The following is a 15,676-nucleotide window of genomic DNA, read 5'->3' as shown; positions in this document are numbered from 1 at the left end:
AGACGAAAATGTACGCCGGCGGGGCGCCGCAACCAATTGCCGCATCGATCGAATTTGCTCGCGCACACGCTCGCGCGCATCGTCGATCTCAGGCGCGCGCGCACGAAGAATCCCCGCGCCGGAACTCCCGTCGATCGCCGAAATCTCTATCTCCATTACAAAAAATTAAAAAAATCGGCTTGCTCCGGACGAAAAACTCGCCACATAATCGCAAAGCTCGAGGAGTTCGCCGACGGGCCCTATTCATATATTTCAATTTGTCAGGGACAAAAACGCGTCGACCGCCGCAAGCAATGCGTTGGGCACGATGGCTATGGAGGCGCCATCGGGAGACCTCCGCGCAAATTTTTGTATTTCCGAATTCTGTTTCGAGGAGTTTCAACCGAACATGTCGAAAAAATCGGAACGGCCGTCTTCCGGTAGCCGGCAGATCAAGGCGTCGAATATGAGCATGCTCGACGCGCTGCAGGCTTTTCTCAGAATTGTCCGACGTCAATTGCCGATCATTGTCGCGTCGATCGCCATGACGGCCGCCATCGGCCTGTTTTACGCGGCGACAGCGGCTCGCAGCTACACCGCCGCGGCATTGCTCATCGCCGATTTGAAACGCTTGCAGCTCTCTCAATCCTTCGGAGAGGCCGCGATCGATCCTGTCGAGCTCGAGAGCCAAGTCGAGGTCTTCAAATCCGACAATGTCCTATCGCCCGTCGTCAAATCCCTTCGGCTGGCCGAAAAGCCGGAATTCAAGGCGGTCGGCGCTTTGCAAAAATTCTTCGGGACCGCCATTCCGATCACGGACCAAGCCGCGACTCGGCGCGCGCTCGAGGCGCTCCGTCTCTCCCTGGGCGTCGCCCGCGTCGGGCGGACGCGTGTGATCGAGATCAGCTATAAGGCGGCCGATCCCGACTTCGCGGCCCAGGTCGTCAACGCCGTGGCGGACTCCTATATCGCCGATCAGCTCGAGGCGAAGTCGGAATCGGCCCGCCAGGCGAGCGCATGGCTGCAGGGCCGGATCGCCGATCTCGCGCGACAGGCGTCCGCGGAGGAGCAGGCCGTCGTCCAATTCAAAAGCGACAATAATATTATCGACGCCGGCGGTCGGTTGATGAACGACCAGCAGCTCACCGAAATCGCCAGCAAGCTCGGCAACGCCCGCGCGGCGACCAGCGAAGCGCGCGCCAAGCTCGAACGCATAGAAGACATTCTGGAGAAGGATCGCAAGGAGGCGAATGTAAACGCCACAGTCGCCGATACTCTGAAGAACGAAGTGGTGAGCGGACTGCGCACACGCTATCTCGCCCTCCTCAACCGAGAAGCCGATTACACGGCGCGCTACGGCGCCGATCATCTCGCCGTCGTCAATCTCCGCAGCCAATTGCTCGGTATCCGGCGTTCGATCCACGAAGAGCTGCAGCGTCTCGACGAGACCTACAAGAGCGATCTGGCTATCGCGCGCAGCAAGCAAGAGGAGATCGAAACAGAATACGCCGGGGCGATCGCCAATCTTCGCGCCACGAGCCGCGCGCAGGTGAAATTGCGGGAGCTGGAAGGCGCCGCCCGCACCGCCCGCGCCTTGTACGAACATTTCGTCGAACGGAATATGGAGCAGGTTCAGCAGCAGTCGATGCGATTCAGCGATACGCGGCTGATTTCGCCCGCCTCCCCTCCCCTGTATCCGAGCCAACCGAAGAGAATGCAGGCGATCGTGATCGCCGTGCTCGGCGGCGCAGCGCTCGGGCTCGGCCTCGCGACACTCCGTGACTCGACCGATCGCGCCTTCCGAACCGGCGAACAAGTCGAGAAGCGACTAATGACAAAATGCCTCGCTTTGGCGCCGCAGCTGAAGACCAACCATGCACAGCCGCCGCGAGAGCAGGCAGAGGCGCGACGACGAGGCCAGGGGATCAGAGGAGAGCCGTGGACCGCGGTGATCGATGCGCCCTACTCACGCTACGCCGAGGAGATCCACGCCGTCAAACTCGCCGTCGGGGTGAATGGATCGACGAAATCCTGCAAGGTCATCGGCGTCACCTCGGCCCTTCCCGGCGAGGGCAAGTCGACGACCGCGATCAATCTCGCGCGCCTCGTCGCCCGCAGTGGCGGGACTGCGGCTCTGGTCGATTGCGATTTACGCAATCCATGGCTGGGACGCGTCTTCGCAGTCGGCGAACGAACCGGATTGAGCGAAGTGATCGTCAAGAATGCGTCGCTCGACGAGACGATGCGCAAGGACCAGCTGACAGAGCTGATGGTGCTGTCCGCCGGCGACGAGCCGCGCTTCGCGCATCCGAGCGAAATTCTCGCCTCAGAGGCGATCGGAGGCCTCTTCGAGAGGCTCCGTCAGCTGTTCGAGTGGGTGATCGTCGATCTGCCGCCGATGGGCCCCGTGACCGATGTGCGCGCAACCACCTCCTTCATCGACGCCTATCTGCTCGTCATCGAATGGGGCCGAACCGACTACGCCTGCGTCGAGCGCGCGCTGGAGAAAGAGCCCGACATTTATGATCGTCTGATCGGCGCGGTGCTCAACAAGGTCGATGTCGATCGACTGCCGAATTACGGCGGCAAATATATCTCGCAAATGAATAACTATTACAATTCCATGGCCTCCGGCGCAGGGCCGGCCCAGGCCGCCTGACGCCGAACGCCGCCGGGCTCCGGGCGTCGCTAGAGCGCTTCCAGCGGAAGTCGACGCCGGTTCGGCGTTGGAAACGCATCGAACCAAAAGCAGAGAGTCTCTCCCCGTTTCCTTGAAACGGGGAGAGACTCTATGGCGCCGAAGACCTCTCGGGCTTCGCAGGCGCGTCGATTCGCGTGCGACCGGACGGAGCATCGGGAAGCCGATGACGGGCGACCAGCCAGTCCGGTCGCCCTGTCTCGCCACTCAGTCCCGCGAGCAGACCATGAAGCGCCGGCCGGATCGCCGCGCGATCATGCGCTGAAAGTCGAAACGCATGCAGACAGCCCATGAACGCGGTCCACCACAGCCAACAGCGGTAATGAGCCGCGACGAACAAAAGTCGATTGCGAAAGCCGAGATAGATCGACAGCGGCGACCCTACCGATCCGGACGAACGGCTGCCGCCGGCGCTCGTGCCGCCCTGGTCGATCACGACAGACGCGTGAGCGTGCCCAATTCGGAAGCCGGACCGCCGCGCCCGAACGCCCCAATCGAGATCCTCGAAGAAGAGGAAATATCGCTCGTCCAGAGGAAAGATCGCCTCGATGCATGCGCGCGTGAAATAGCAGGACGCTCCCGAGGGAGAATGCAACAGCGCTTCGATCGCCTCTGGCGCCGGCTCCGTGAAGGCCGAGTCGTTCCGCCCCACCGCCAGCACGCTCGCCAATATGCTGCGCCATCGCAGACCTCGACACTGCACGAGCCTTTCTTCCCCGCTCGCCATCAGCCGGCTTCCGACCATGCCGAGACCGCGGTCGCGCGCGCTTTGCTCGAGAGCGCTCAGCGCGCCGGGCTCCACCAATGTGTCCGGATTGAGAATCCAGCACCCCCGCCAATCCGAAAACCGGATCAAAGGCGCCAGCCATGCATTGATCCCGCCCGAATAGCCGAGATTTTCCCGCGCCTCCGCTATGAAAACCAACCGGCCGCTTCGACGCAGCGTCAAACCTGCGACGCGAGCGAATGTTTGCGGAATGGGAGACGGGAATTGCTCTCCCGGCGCGCATGGCCCGTCCGGCTTCAGCAAAGTCGCATAAAGCTCGTCCCATGCGGCCGCCCCGCCATTTTCGCAAATATGCACGCTCGCCGCCGCCGCGCCTACGAGCGCATCCAGCGACGCGAGGCAGGACGCGACATCGCCTGGCGTTCGATAGCTCACGATAATGATCGGACTGCCGGACCCAACGCCACTCATGACCTCGCTCCATTCTGCACGCAGCACAAATCTCGTGGAAACAATCATCGACTTCGAATAGAGGCGTCGCGCGCACACGCGCCGACAAGGAAAACGATCATGACCCCGTCGAGAATTATTGACCTCTCGGCGGAATTCAATACTATTAGCGACACAGGATCCTTGTCATCGAATTTCAATTCGCCCGTTTCGGACAAACGCCGACTTATATCACCGAACGCATCGAGCCGATGGCTCCGGAAATTGAACCAATATCGCATAGTCGAGGAGTTGATTGCAGTCGACCGGACTCCACCCGGCGTTCTCTGAGCATAGATCCGCATAAGGAGGCGAGGCCGACCGATCGTCGATCCCGCTCTGCCTTCCTATTCGGCGATCCGGCGCGAGATTAATGATCGCGGCATCCGGAACCGATGTGCTTCGAACGGCGCGCTCGTCGGATCGACGATCTTCGTTCCACTTCGAAGACCGCGATCCGTCGTCCTGCAGACACGAAAGGATTGCGTCGATGAGTTCTATAGACGTTATCGTGCCCTGCTATAATTACGCTCATTATCTCCGACAATGTGTCGAGAGCGTTCTCGGCCAATCCCATTCCGATGTTCGCGTGCTCATCATCGACGATGCTTCGCCCGACGACACGGCGGATGTCGCCGCAACCATCGCCGCCGAAAACACACGCGTCTCCGTGATCGCTCATAAGAGAAACAAAGGCCACATCGCCACCTATAACGAGGGGATCGAATGGGCCGCCGCGGACTATATGCTTATCCTCTCCGCGGACGACTATCTCTTACCGGGCGCCCTCGCCCGCGCCGCCGAGCTCCTGGACGCGCACGACGACGTCGGCTTCACATTCGGCAGAGTGATCGAGCGCGACGATGAAGGAGCCGAGACATTGGTCGACGTCCCCATTCGCGCCTTCGATCACTGCGGCCATCGCATCATGCGCGGTTCGGAATTCATCGACGCCAATAAAGCAAATTGCATCGTCGCCACATGCACCGCAGTGGTGCGGACCGAAATGCAAAAGCGCATCGGAGGCTATCGCCCCGAGCTTCCGCATGCCGGCGACTTCGAAATGTGGCTGCGTTTCGCCGCACATGCGTCCGTCGGCTTCGTGAATGCTCGGCAAGGCGTCTACCGGCGCCATCGGGCCAACATGTCCTGGACCTATTATGCGAATGGATTATGGGGCGACCTGCAGCAGCGTAGACGCGCTCTCGACTGCTTCGTCGAAAACTGCGGGGCCGTGCTGCCGGATGCGGAAGGACTGCGCGAGAAACTGCTCCGCGAGCTCTCCATCGTGATGGTGGGGCACGCCAGCGAGGCTTTCAACAAGGGCGACATGGACACGTCGGCCCAATTGTCGGACCTCGCGCTCGCCACCTATCCTCGCATCGTCCGAACACCCGACTGGTTCAAGCTCACCGTCAAGAAGCGCATCGGCCGCCGAGCTTGGAGCGCCCTGCGTCCAGCGGTGGCCGCACTCAGAGGAGAGCGTCTTGACCAACGATGACGCGGGCTGGCCGCCCCGATCATGGTTCCGCGACGGCCCGATCCCGCCCCCGGTCCGGGTTCCGACATCAATGACGAACTGCGCGCCCCTCGTGTCGATCCTGATTCCCTGCCACAACTACGGTCGCTTCCTTCCGAGCAGCGTCGGCAGCGCGCTCACACAGACGGGCGTCGCGATCGAGGTCGTCATCGTCGACGACGCGTCCACCGATGACAGCAAATCTGTGGCGACCGAGCTCGCGCGAAAGGACCAGCGCATTCGCGTCATTGCGCTATCCGAGAATGTCGGCGTGATCCACACGATGAATCGAGCGCTTCGCGAGGCGCAGGGCGAATATCTGGTCAAGCTCGACGCCGACGACCTTTTGGCGCCCGGCTCCTTGCAGCGCTCCGTCGCATTGCTCGAGCACGATCCGAATGTCGGTTTCGTCTATGGCCGTCCACGCCATTTCACCGGAGGCGCGCCGCCCTCTGCGCGACTGGGCCCCCCCAGCTGGACAATCTGGCGCGGCGCGGATTGGCTCGCGCTACGCTGTCGGCGCGCAGTCAATTGCATCAGCCAGCCGGAGGCGATGATCCGCGCCAGCACGATGCGCGCCGTCGGCGACTACAACACCGCTTTACCTCACACCTATGATCTGGAAATGTGGCTGAGGCTGGCCGCCGCCGCCGATGTCGGTCGGATCAACGGCGTCGACCAGGGCTTCTACCGCGTGCACGCCGGCAGCATGTCGCGCACTGTCAATGCTGGACTTCTCACCGACTTGATCGGACGAAGAGACGCGTTTATTGGAGTGCTCTCGAGCAGCGGCGCCCGGTTGCCGCAACCGGCAGATCTCGAGGAGACGGTCCGGCGCCAGCTCGCAACGCAGGCGCTGGAACAGGCATGCCGCGCCTACGACCGTGACCGCATCGCGAGCACGCCGGTCGATGAGCTGATCGCTTTCTCGACCACCACATTCTCCGACGCCGAAATACTGCCACAATGGCGCGCCCTTCAGCGCCGGCGAAACCGCGCGTATCCGCTGAGCCGCTGGGCCCCCGCCTCACTCGCCGCCGCAGCCTTGCGACGCCTGCGCGAAGAGTTCGCTCACGCGCGCTGGCTCCGAACCGGAGTCTGACGATCCCCGGCAACCGAAAGCCAAACGCTTTTCCATTCAATTTCCGAGACCCGAAACGAAGAGGTCGGCAATGGATCAGAATTGCGAGAAGCTCTCGACCGCCGAATGGCATTTTCGTCGAAACGTCTATTGCTTGCTCGGGCTCCCGATAGACGCGCTCCGGCTGGACGATGTAATCGAGCTCGTTCGAAACGCCAAACGAACCGGAAGCAGGCTCGTCCTGCTCACCCCCAACACCAACGACATCATCCAGAGTCTTTCCAACACGCGCTTTCGAAACGCATTTTTGACGAGCGACGTCTCGATCGCGGACGGCATGCCCGTCGTCTGGCTGTCGAGATTCCTCGGCCTGCCCGTACGGGAGCGCCTCGCCGGAGCGGACGTTTTCGACGGACTGCGACATGGCCTCGCGGGAACCATGACCGTCTTCTTCTTCGGAGGCGCGGATGGAGTCGCCGATATAGCGAAACACAAAATCAACTGCGCCCACGGCAGCCTACGATGCATCGGAGCGGTCTCGCCCGGCTTCGGCACGCTCGAAGACCTCGGCAATGCGAGCTATATCGACCAAATCAATCAGGCTGGCCCGGATCTGCTGGTCCTATCGCTCGGCAAGCACGGAAAGCCCTGGATCGTCGAGAATGCGCGCAAGATCCATCGCGGAGTGGTCTCACACCTCGGAGCCGTGGTGAATTTTGCCGCCGACCGAATAAGGCGCGCACCTAAGCCATTCCAAGCTCTAGGATTGGAATGGGTGTGGCGCATTCTGCAAGAGCCCATCCTGTTCCATCGCTATTATCGCGACGCGCGAACTTTGTTGCGCTTGATATACGCCTGTGTGCTTCCTCTGCGAATGGAGCAAATTCGCTACAGCGCGCTTCGCCCTGAGAACGAGACCCCGCAATTACGAGTCCTGACGCGCGAAGGCGCAATCACCATACAGCAGCTCGGAGCCTGGACCGCATCCGATCTCGCGCCATTGCGGGATGCGCTGACCGAAGCCTGCGACCTTCAGGCCGACATCACATTCGATTTCGGCGCGGTGACCTATCTCGACTCGGCGGTCGTCGGCACGATTGTTTCCGCCTATGGCTGGCAGTTACGAAACGATCGACGCTTCGAAATTGCCGTCGCGAGCAAGGCCGCGAGGAGGTTGCTGCGCCTCCATTGTTGCGACTATCTCTTCGAATGAGGCTCGGACTCCGTCACGAGCCCTGTCGCCGCGGTCACCACCAAGCGGTGTAGCTCTTCGGCATCCAAGCGAGACGCTCGACGAATAGTGACGCGCCCGGGAACAAGGAGGCGAATTCCTGCTTGGTCAGAAGATTGATCTCCTCGACCAGATTCCGTCTCTCGGCGATCGAGCAATCACGGAATCGCCCGATCAATGAAAGCAGGCGCGCCTGGGTGGGACGGGCGAACCAATGAATGATCGGAAAGCGAAAATGCGGCTCGAGCGGACACTCCCACGCCGGCGTTTGAACCCAACCGTGGCGCCCGACACGGCGAACCTCTCGCGCCATACGTCTGATATTCGACCAGCCTCCCACATGCTCGATTACCGAATTCGAATGAACGAGATCGATAGAAGCGTCGTCGAAAGCGGAGAGATCGCAGGCGTCGCCGAGCATCGACTCGAAGCCGCTCAGGCGACTGTCGCGCGAAAGCTCCAACGGTCCGATATTCAGCAAGATGATCTTGCTCACGTGACGCGGATCGACGTTCTCCCAGTAATCAGGCCGGCCGCCGACGTCGAGGATCACGACGTCGCGGCCGCGATCCATGAACGCCTCGTCGATCCTTTTACGAAGAACCGATCCTCGACGTCTGCGAAACTCGTTGACGGTCAAATCGATCATGCTCTCACCGGCCCCCACCGAGCGCATCGACCAGAGTCTCTCCCTGTTTCATTGAAACAGGGAGAGACTCTCGCCTTCTGTTTTGACGCTTTTCCAACGCCGGACCGGTGAAGGAGAGCGCCGCGTCACGTCACTGCAACATGACGTCGACCCAATAATTATTGGCGTTGTAGGTGTTCGCCGGAAAAGCGACCGAGGACCCGTAAGCGTATACGCCATTACCTCCACTCGTCCCACCCGCGGGCGCCGACAAGGGGCCGGACGTATAAGCGCTCGAAAAGAAGTTGCCGCTCGCCGAATAATATCCACTTGTGTGATAGGACACGACATAGGTCGTATTCGTGGCGATCGAAACCGGTGTCGGCAATACGGCCGTTTGCCAACCGCTCGCCGATTCCTCGACGAATGTCGCGCTCGCGAGCAGGGCGCCCGTGGCGCTCCACAGATGCGCGGTGTGCACGCCTATGTTTTGTGGACCTTTGTAGAATTTGATCGCCGTGACGACTCCGGCTGTGGAGGCCACGAATTTCATCCCGAGCTCAACGGAATTGGGATCGTCGACCGTCACGATCGCAGGCGTGCTGCTCACAGTGAACAGCGTCGAGCTCGGCGCGTTTACAGTCAAGCTCAAAGCTGCGCTTCCGGTTCCCACGGCATTGGCCGCGCTCACGACGACAGACGATACGCCGACCGCCGAGGGAGTCCCCGAAATGACCCCGGTTCCAGGATCGACCGAAAGTCCCGCCGGCAATCCCGTCGCATTGAAACTCGTAGGATTATTGGAGCCGGTGATCGAATAGCTGAACGACGCGCCGACGACGCCATTGACACTCGTCGCGCTGGTGATGCTCGGCGCCGAGACCGCAGGATCGGGCTTGAACATCACGTCGACCCAATAATTGCTTGCGCCATAGCTCTGCGCCGGAAAGGCGGCCGCTCCGCCATAAGCGTAGACGCCGGCGTTGGGCGGCGCCGTCAACGGCGCTTGAACGATCGCCGAACCGAAATAATCGTAGCTCGCGGAATAGAAGCCATTCGTGTGATAGGAGGCGGTGTAGGTCGCTCCGGCGGTCAGATGAACCGGAGCCGCGAAGTCGACGACCTGCCAGCCATGCGCCGTCTCATTGGCGAAAGTCGCGCTAGCGAGCAGATTTCCCGACGAATCCCACAAATGTGCGGCGTGCGCGCCGATATTGATGAAATTCTTGTAAAACCGCAGACCGCTGACCGTTCCCGAAACCGAGCTCGAGAATTTTACGCCGAGTTCGACAGAGTTCGGGTCGTCGGACGTCGCGCGTTCTGGCACGGCAATCTGCGCGAATAAGGACGAGCCCCCCGAGGCGACAGTCACCGAAATCGATGTCGACGGTGCTTCGGTGTTGAGACTATCGTCTGTGGCGCGCGACAAAATCGTGGTCGCGCCCGCCGTCGCATTCCAAACATAGCTCCAATTCGTCGAACCCGAGGCCCGCCGCCATGTCGCTCCTCCATCGACCGACACTTCGACCGCCGCCACACGCCCCGTCGCATCGCTCGCGACGCCGCTGATGATCACGGGCTGCCCTTCCTGAAAAGTCGAGCCATTCGCCGGCGTCGAAATCGTCGACAGCGGCGCGACGATATCCGTCGACTTCGTCGCAGGAACGAGTCCAGACTGCAAGGTCGTCGGCTGAACCCCCATATCAGCGAGAAGATTTAGCGTCGCCTGCTGAATATTCGGATCTGTCGGCGTCGATGGGCCGTCGACATTGCTGAACAAACCCCATGCCCAGAAGACCGTCCCAGCGCCGAACACCAGCGCACCGCTCGCCGGATCCTTATATAAGGTCAAATGATGCGTCGCCGCGCCATCTCCGACGATCGCCCCATAGTCGAGAAAAAATGTGCCGACATTCAATGTGGTCGAGGATAGATAGATGAGGCCCTTTGGAGAAAAGCCGTTATCGGGAGCGCCATCCCATTCATAGCCGAGAATATTCGGCGTAAGGGTCGTGACGCCCCCCGATGGAGTGACCGACACATTGGCCGTATTTCGCCAAAACCATAGCCGGCTCATCTCATAAGGAACTGCGATCGCATCGGAACGATAGGCGTCGACCTGCGTCATCGTGCCCGTGAGCGCGTTTTCCGGCCGGCCGCCATCTGCGGGCGGACTGCCGCGCGGATCGCGCCACGTGCCCGTCCACATCCAGCTCGGACTCACGTCCAACGGATCCAATGGGGCGTTATGCCGCGTCTCCTTATAGCAAACGAGCGTCCGATTTGGCGTTGTGGCGCCGTCGATGCTCGGCTCCCATCGCGTCTTCCAAAAAACCTCATTGCCGCTCAGAAACGCCAAATTGACGCCCGCGCCGCGCGCCGCCTCCACATTGGAACGCGCCTGCGTATCCCAATATTCGTCATGCCCCGCCGTCATGAACACCTTGTGATGGAGCAGCAGAGCCCCCGAGCGGGCCGTGTCGACGCCAGCGATATAGGAAACGTCATAGCCATTCTGTTCGAGCCAGGCGAAGGCCGAGAACTCGGCGCCGAATACGAAATCGGTCCAAGATGAAACGGTCCCGCAAAAGTCGCGCGTGCAGATCGGACGATTATAGCTCACCTTATAGGCGCGGCCGGGCGCCGAGTCGCCGCCTGGACCATTGCCGCCATAGAGATTGGCGCCGCCCCAACCATTATAGGCCTGCCACGTCGTGTCCGAGGTCTGAAAGACGATGTCGCTGATCGACTCGTCCGCGCGAACGATGAAAGGAATGTGATTTTGATTTGAGCTGTCGTTTTGATCCGTCAGCTTTGCGATGTAGACGCCCGACACCGCATTGGCGGGTATCGCCCAAGACATCGTCACCGACCAATTTCCCGCATCGACTTCTCCCGTCGTCTGATCGACGATGGGACCGGGTTGGCTGTGCGAAGCGCTCATCTGCCGCGTGGCGACCAGACGCGCGCCATTTCCTTGGTAATATCCCAACCGATAAATATCGACACGCCAATTGCTCGTGCCGGATCTGATCTTGAAGTCCACCGTCTGACCATGATTGACGCTGATGTCCGTCGCGAACCCTTCGAGCGACGTCGACCCTGGACCATCGAGATCCCATTCGCTCGGCGAGGACCCGGTCAATTGGTTTTCGATGACGATCGCATTTTGCGCAGACGCCGCGCCGCAAGTGAGCGCCGCCAAAATCAATACCGCCGACAATACTCTCATCGCTCTACTCGCATTCTTCGAATCGAACAAAACAAAGCCACGTGGCGCGACCACAATTATCGCCGCAATTTTTCGCTCCGATCACATCGAAGGAAGCGAGCCATGAGCGCTGACGCGATCTCCGATCACATCTGTTCGGAAACACCGGCACAACTATTCATTCGGACAAAACTCCGATCGCTCCGACGAAACTGTTCGACCCGCTGTCGCTCGAATGAGCTTACTTCGGCATGCTCGACGGCACAGAGGCAGCCGGTTCGTCCTCGCCTCGAGCCGACTCGTCCTCCGGAAACCGATCGAAATTGACTTTTCTCGCGAGCTTGATCGTCGACTCACGAATGGCCAGCAGACGCGCCGGCGGCAAGCACTGCTGAGACTTCGCCTCCGTGGCGGTCGATCGGAAATTCGCGAGCAGACCGGGCACGGAACTCTTCGACTCCGACGCCTGGAGCTTCTCTCGCTCTGCGGCTTTCGTTGCGCTGACGGCCGCAGACCGATGATCGCCATGCTTCAATTCGAGATAATGGCTACGACGCACCCAATAGGAATCCGATTGCGCGCCGATCTGTTGGGCGAGATTGTCGAGATCTCGCAAGATACGAATGCACGGCCGCGCTTGCGCGTTCGCCGCCGCCGTATGCCCAATGAACGAAATGACCAACGGAATTACGAAATTCGCTTTCATGGCGAGCCCTATCAAAATGAAAACATCAATGGGCGACATATTCGAAACGCGCTTACTATATCTCACTTCGTGACCTTGGCAATATCGATGTCGCCGATTTCGATCGCCGGCGCGGCGAATGTCGGCAGACGCTCCTCACTTTGCCAAACACAATTGGCGCTTTCGCCGAACGAAATATTCTTCGCGAGCACGACGCAACGCCCAAAAACGCAGCCCGACGCTCGTATCGGCGAGCAAACGCAAAAAGATAATCCATTTTTTTACTGCCCCTTAGGCGCCACATCGACCAGTCCCGAAGCGAATAATCGCAGATTTGAATGATTGACCATTGCAAAACGCGACAATTTGAGCCAAGCTCAAGCTATTCGATCCCTCCTGGCAAGGAGGCAATGAATTCATAAAAAGCGAAATTTGAGCCTTTTCGTCAGCTGTGTCCACAAGACCAGACGAATAGGAGAGTCAATTGAAAGTTCGAGCGAGAGCACCATTGCGTCTTGGATTTGCCGGCGGCGGAACCGATGTATCGCCCTATTGTGATTTCTTCGGCGGCTCCGTCCTCAACGCCACGATCGACCGTTATGTCTACGCGACCGTCACGGATCTCGATCATCGAGCGGTCGCCTTCGACATCATCGAAAAAAATATCCATGCCGAATATGATTTGGCCGCCGAGCGACCTTTCGACGGCATTCTCGATTTGCACAAGGCGGTATACAATAGAATTGTCGCCGACTTTCTCGGAAACCGGCCGCGCGCTATCCGCCTCTCCAGCATGTCGGAATCGCCGCCGGGATCGGGTCTCGGCTCGTCCTCGGCCCTCGTCGTGGCGATGGTCCAGGCGATGGTCGAATTCTTCTCGATCCCGCTCAGCGAATATGACGTCGCCCAGCTCGCCTATCAGATCGAACGCGTGGACCTCGGTCTCGCGGGCGGCAAGCAAGATCAATACGCCGCGGCGTTCGGCGGCGTGAATTTCATCGAATTTCATCAAGACGGCGCGATCCTCGTGAACCAGCTCAAAATAAAGCAGAGGATCGTCTCCGAGCTCGAGGCCTCGCTCGTGCTCTATTTTACCGGCGTATCCCGCAGCTCGGCCGATATCGTCAAGCAGCAAATGAATAATGTTCTGCGCAAGGACAACGATTCGATCGACGCGATGCATCAGCTCAAGGAGGAGAGCATCGCCATGAAGCGGCATTTGCTGCGCGGCGATCTGCAAGGCTTCGCGCGGACCATGCAAGCGAGCTGGCAGGCCAAGAAGCGAATGGCCGCCGAAATCTCCAATCCGTTGATCGCGCATGTCGAAAATGTCGCGCGCCGCGCCGGAGCGCTCGCATGCAAAGTGTCGGGAGCAGGAGGAGGCGGCTTCATGTTCTTCTTCGTCGATCCCGACAACCGCATAAAGCTCGTCGAGGCCTTAGCCGGCGAAAATGGCCAAGTGAGCGGTTGTCATTTCACAACAGAGGGAGCTTCGGCATGGCGACTGGAATAGCCGATCTGATCCGTCGCGAGCTGGAGACCGCCAGCCAAATCGTCGGTCATCTGCGCGACGACATCGAGACTCACGCCAAGCTCTTCGAAATGGCGGAGATCTGCACCAATGCTCTCAAGAAGCGCCGGAAGATTCTCCTTGCCGGAAACGGCGGCAGCGCCGCCGACGCGCAACATTGGGCCGGAGAGCTGGTGAGCCGCTTCTATTTCGATCGCCCCGGTCTTCCGGCCCTCGCCTTGACGACCGACAGCTCCATTCTGACGGCGATCGGCAATGATTACGGCTATGATTATATATTCGCGCGGCAAATCGAAGCGTTGGGCAATGCGGGAGACGTCTTCATCGGACTGTCCACCTCGGGGAAGTCGAAAAATATCATCGACGCTCTGCAAGTCGCACGTCATCGCGGACTTTGCACGCTCGGATTCACCGGCGCCTCGGGCGGCGACATGCCGGAGCTGTGCGAGGTGTGCCTGCGTGCGCCATCGGACCAGACCCCTCATATTCAGGAGGCCCACGAAATTCTCGGCCACATATTATGCGCTCTGATCGAGCGAAACATGTTCTTGCCGGGCGAAAAGCGTCGCCGCCTCGTCAAGGCGGCGTCCTGATGTCCACCGTGCTCCAAAGGCCGTCGCGCCGAGCGATCGTGCTGGCGGGAGGCTATGGCGTCAGACTGCGCCCAGTCGTCCGCGATTTGCCGAAGCCTATGGCGCCGGTCCGCGGCAGACCGTTTCTCTCCTATGTGCTCGACAAATTGGAGGAAAATGGATTTACCACCATTGTCCTCGCGGTGTCATGGCGACGCGAGGCGATCATCGACGCATTCGGCTCCCGATATGGAGCAATGGAGCTGCGCTATTCCGTTGAAATTGAGCCGCTCGGAACCGGCGGCGCCATTCGACAAGCCTTCACGCATTTCGACGACGGCCTTGCTTTCGTGCTGAATGGCGACACATTTCAGCGCCTTCCCTATGACGCCATGCAAAGGCTCGCGACGAGCGAGGATTCCGACGCCGTCGTGGCCGTGCGGAGCATCGCCGATTCGAGCCGCTACGGGGCCATCGAGCTCGACGGAAACCGAATACGCAAATTCACTTCCACGGGCGCCGAAGGACGAGGATTGATAAACGCCGGCGCCTATCTGCTACGACGAAGATTCGTCGAAGGCGCGCGCCTGGCGAAGACTTTCTCCTTCGAGCACGATTTATTGAGCCCGAGCGTCGCAACGAAAATCCTGACGGCCTGTCCAGTCGATGGCGACTTTATCGATATCGGAGTTCCGGAGGATTACGCGCGAGCGCAGATCGAAGCGACGAAGTGGCGCGAGCAAGCGAGACGATGACGCCGAAGGCTCTGTTTCTCGATCGGGACGGCGTGATCAACGAAGAGCGAAACTATGTGTTTCGTGTCGAGGACTTTTTCTTCATCGACGGCATTTTCGATCTCTGCCGAGCGGCGATCGCGAAGGGCTTCGACATCATCATCGTGACAAATCAGGCCGGCATCGCGAGGGGCCTCTACGAGGAAAAGGATTTCGCGGCGCTGACCGACTGGATGCGCCGTCGCTTCGAGGAAGAGGGCGTCGTCATTCGCAAAGTCTATTATTGCCCGTTTCATCCGACGCATGGCATCGGCGAATATCGAAAAGACGCCTTCTGCAGAAAGCCGAATCCCGGCATGATAATCGCCGCGCGCGACGAATTCGGATATGATCTCGCGCGCTCTATGCTCATCGGCGACAAGCCCACCGATATCGAAGCCGGAAGGCGCGCCGGAGTGGGGCTCAATCTCCTCATCGACGCCGCCGTGACCGGTCGACCACCCGGCGCATTTCGTCGGTTGCGGGACATGCTTCCGCTATTTGGAGGCGGCGCGCGCATTTCCCATCCGACAGCGGACGAAAATGGATAGA

13 protein-coding genes are annotated in these 15,676 nt (G+C 60.0%); 8 read left to right on the top strand and 5 right to left on the bottom strand.

Features of this window, described 5'->3' with window-relative positions; translation table 11 throughout:
* Positions 1–388 precede the first annotated feature (388 nt).
* Complete coding sequence (locus AC6IY7_RS16110; protein ID WP_497780423.1) at positions 389–2,638, top strand: polysaccharide biosynthesis tyrosine autokinase; 2,250 nt, start codon at positions 389–391, stop codon at positions 2,636–2,638.
* Positions 2,639–2,768: 130 nt separating this feature from the next.
* Here AC6IY7_RS16110 and AC6IY7_RS16105 read toward each other — a convergent pair whose 3' ends face one another.
* The gene (locus AC6IY7_RS16105) at positions 2,769–3,875 is read right to left on the bottom strand and encodes a glycosyltransferase family protein (RefSeq protein ID WP_497780422.1); all 1,107 of its coding nucleotides are present in this window, start codon (positions 3,873–3,875) and stop codon (positions 2,769–2,771) included.
* A 508-nt stretch (positions 3,876–4,383) separates the two neighbouring features.
* Here AC6IY7_RS16105 and AC6IY7_RS16100 point away from each other — a divergent pair.
* The 3 genes from AC6IY7_RS16100 to AC6IY7_RS16090 all read left to right on the top strand — a co-directional run bounded on the left by AC6IY7_RS16100 (position 4,384) and on the right by AC6IY7_RS16090 (position 7,706).
* Positions 4,384–5,394 (top strand): glycosyltransferase family 2 protein, encoded by a 1,011-nt coding sequence (locus tag AC6IY7_RS16100; protein WP_497780421.1) that lies wholly within the window; start codon positions 4,384–4,386, stop codon positions 5,392–5,394.
* Complete coding sequence (locus tag AC6IY7_RS16095) at positions 5,381–6,514, top strand: glycosyltransferase family 2 protein (protein WP_497780420.1); 1,134 nt, start codon at positions 5,381–5,383, stop codon at positions 6,512–6,514. The genes AC6IY7_RS16100 and AC6IY7_RS16095 overlap by 14 nt, the downstream gene beginning before the upstream one ends.
* Before the next feature lie 70 nt (positions 6,515–6,584).
* Complete coding sequence (locus tag AC6IY7_RS16090) at positions 6,585–7,706, top strand: WecB/TagA/CpsF family glycosyltransferase (RefSeq protein WP_497780419.1); 1,122 nt, start codon at positions 6,585–6,587, stop codon at positions 7,704–7,706.
* Between the two features lie 34 nt (positions 7,707–7,740).
* Here the strand turns inward: AC6IY7_RS16090 and AC6IY7_RS16085 are convergent, their stop codons facing one another.
* From AC6IY7_RS16085 to AC6IY7_RS16070, 4 genes are all read right to left on the bottom strand, one after another.
* Positions 7,741–8,298, bottom strand: coding sequence for a methyltransferase domain-containing protein (locus AC6IY7_RS16085; protein ID WP_497780418.1), 558 nt, complete (start codon positions 8,296–8,298; stop codon positions 7,741–7,743).
* Between the two features lie 205 nt (positions 8,299–8,503).
* Positions 8,504–11,584 carry a N,N-dimethylformamidase beta subunit family domain-containing protein gene (locus AC6IY7_RS16080; RefSeq protein ID WP_497780417.1) on the bottom strand — a complete coding sequence of 1,027 codons (3,081 nt, stop codon included), beginning with the start codon at positions 11,582–11,584 and terminating at the stop codon, positions 8,504–8,506.
* 220 nt (positions 11,585–11,804) lie between these two features.
* Complete coding sequence (locus tag AC6IY7_RS16075) at positions 11,805–12,308, bottom strand: hypothetical protein (protein WP_497780416.1); 504 nt, start codon at positions 12,306–12,308, stop codon at positions 11,805–11,807.
* A gap of 23 nt (positions 12,309–12,331) precedes the next feature.
* Positions 12,332–12,460, bottom strand: a complete 129-nt coding sequence (locus AC6IY7_RS16070; RefSeq protein WP_497780415.1) for a hypothetical protein — start codon at positions 12,458–12,460, stop codon at positions 12,332–12,334.
* Between the two features lie 296 nt (positions 12,461–12,756).
* On the opposite strand from AC6IY7_RS16070, the gene AC6IY7_RS16065 reads away from it, so the two are divergent.
* The 4 genes from AC6IY7_RS16065 to AC6IY7_RS16050 are packed head-to-tail and all read left to right on the top strand — an operon-like array spanning position 12,757 to position 15,675.
* Complete coding sequence (locus AC6IY7_RS16065) at positions 12,757–13,761, top strand: GHMP family kinase ATP-binding protein (protein WP_497780414.1); 1,005 nt, start codon at positions 12,757–12,759, stop codon at positions 13,759–13,761.
* Complete coding sequence (locus AC6IY7_RS16060; RefSeq protein WP_497780413.1) at positions 13,746–14,372, top strand: D-sedoheptulose 7-phosphate isomerase; 627 nt, start codon at positions 13,746–13,748, stop codon at positions 14,370–14,372. Before AC6IY7_RS16065 ends, AC6IY7_RS16060 begins: the two co-directional genes overlap by 16 nt.
* A complete protein-coding gene (locus AC6IY7_RS16055; protein ID WP_497780412.1) occupies positions 14,372–15,106 on the top strand; it encodes a nucleotidyltransferase family protein in 735 nt (244 codons plus the stop codon). The genes AC6IY7_RS16060 and AC6IY7_RS16055 overlap by 1 nt, the downstream gene beginning before the upstream one ends.
* Positions 15,103–15,675 carry a D-glycero-alpha-D-manno-heptose-1,7-bisphosphate 7-phosphatase gene (locus tag AC6IY7_RS16050; protein WP_497780411.1) on the top strand — a complete coding sequence of 191 codons (573 nt, stop codon included), beginning with the start codon at positions 15,103–15,105 and terminating at the stop codon, positions 15,673–15,675. Before AC6IY7_RS16055 ends, AC6IY7_RS16050 begins: the two co-directional genes overlap by 4 nt.
* Position 15,676 lies beyond the last annotated feature (1 nt).

The organism is Methylosinus sp. is20ea, assembly GCF_059718135.1.
Note: the sequence above shows the minus strand (reverse complement) of the source record. Positions and strands in the feature narration are given on the sequence as shown.

Coding starts and splice junctions, on each gene's coding strand:
- AC6IY7_RS16110 (WP_497780423.1), top strand. CDS start 389: ATGTCGAAAAAATCGGAACGGCCGTCTTCCGGTAGCCGGCAGATCAAG.
- AC6IY7_RS16105 (WP_497780422.1), bottom strand. CDS start 3,875: ATGAGTGGCGTTGGGTCCGGCAGTCCGATCATTATCGTGAGCTATCGA.
- AC6IY7_RS16100 (WP_497780421.1), top strand. CDS start 4,384: ATGAGTTCTATAGACGTTATCGTGCCCTGCTATAATTACGCTCATTAT.
- AC6IY7_RS16090 (WP_497780419.1), top strand. CDS start 6,585: ATGGATCAGAATTGCGAGAAGCTCTCGACCGCCGAATGGCATTTTCGT.
- AC6IY7_RS16085 (WP_497780418.1), bottom strand. CDS start 8,298: ATGGATCGCGGCCGCGACGTCGTGATCCTCGACGTCGGCGGCCGGCCT.
- AC6IY7_RS16080 (WP_497780417.1), bottom strand. CDS start 11,584: ATGAGAGTATTGTCGGCGGTATTGATTTTGGCGGCGCTCACTTGCGGC.
- AC6IY7_RS16075 (WP_497780416.1), bottom strand. CDS start 12,308: ATGTCGCCCATTGATGTTTTCATTTTGATAGGGCTCGCCATGAAAGCG.
- AC6IY7_RS16060 (WP_497780413.1), top strand. CDS start 13,746: ATGGCGACTGGAATAGCCGATCTGATCCGTCGCGAGCTGGAGACCGCC.
- AC6IY7_RS16055 (WP_497780412.1), top strand. CDS start 14,372: ATGTCCACCGTGCTCCAAAGGCCGTCGCGCCGAGCGATCGTGCTGGCG.
- AC6IY7_RS16050 (WP_497780411.1), top strand. CDS start 15,103: ATGACGCCGAAGGCTCTGTTTCTCGATCGGGACGGCGTGATCAACGAA.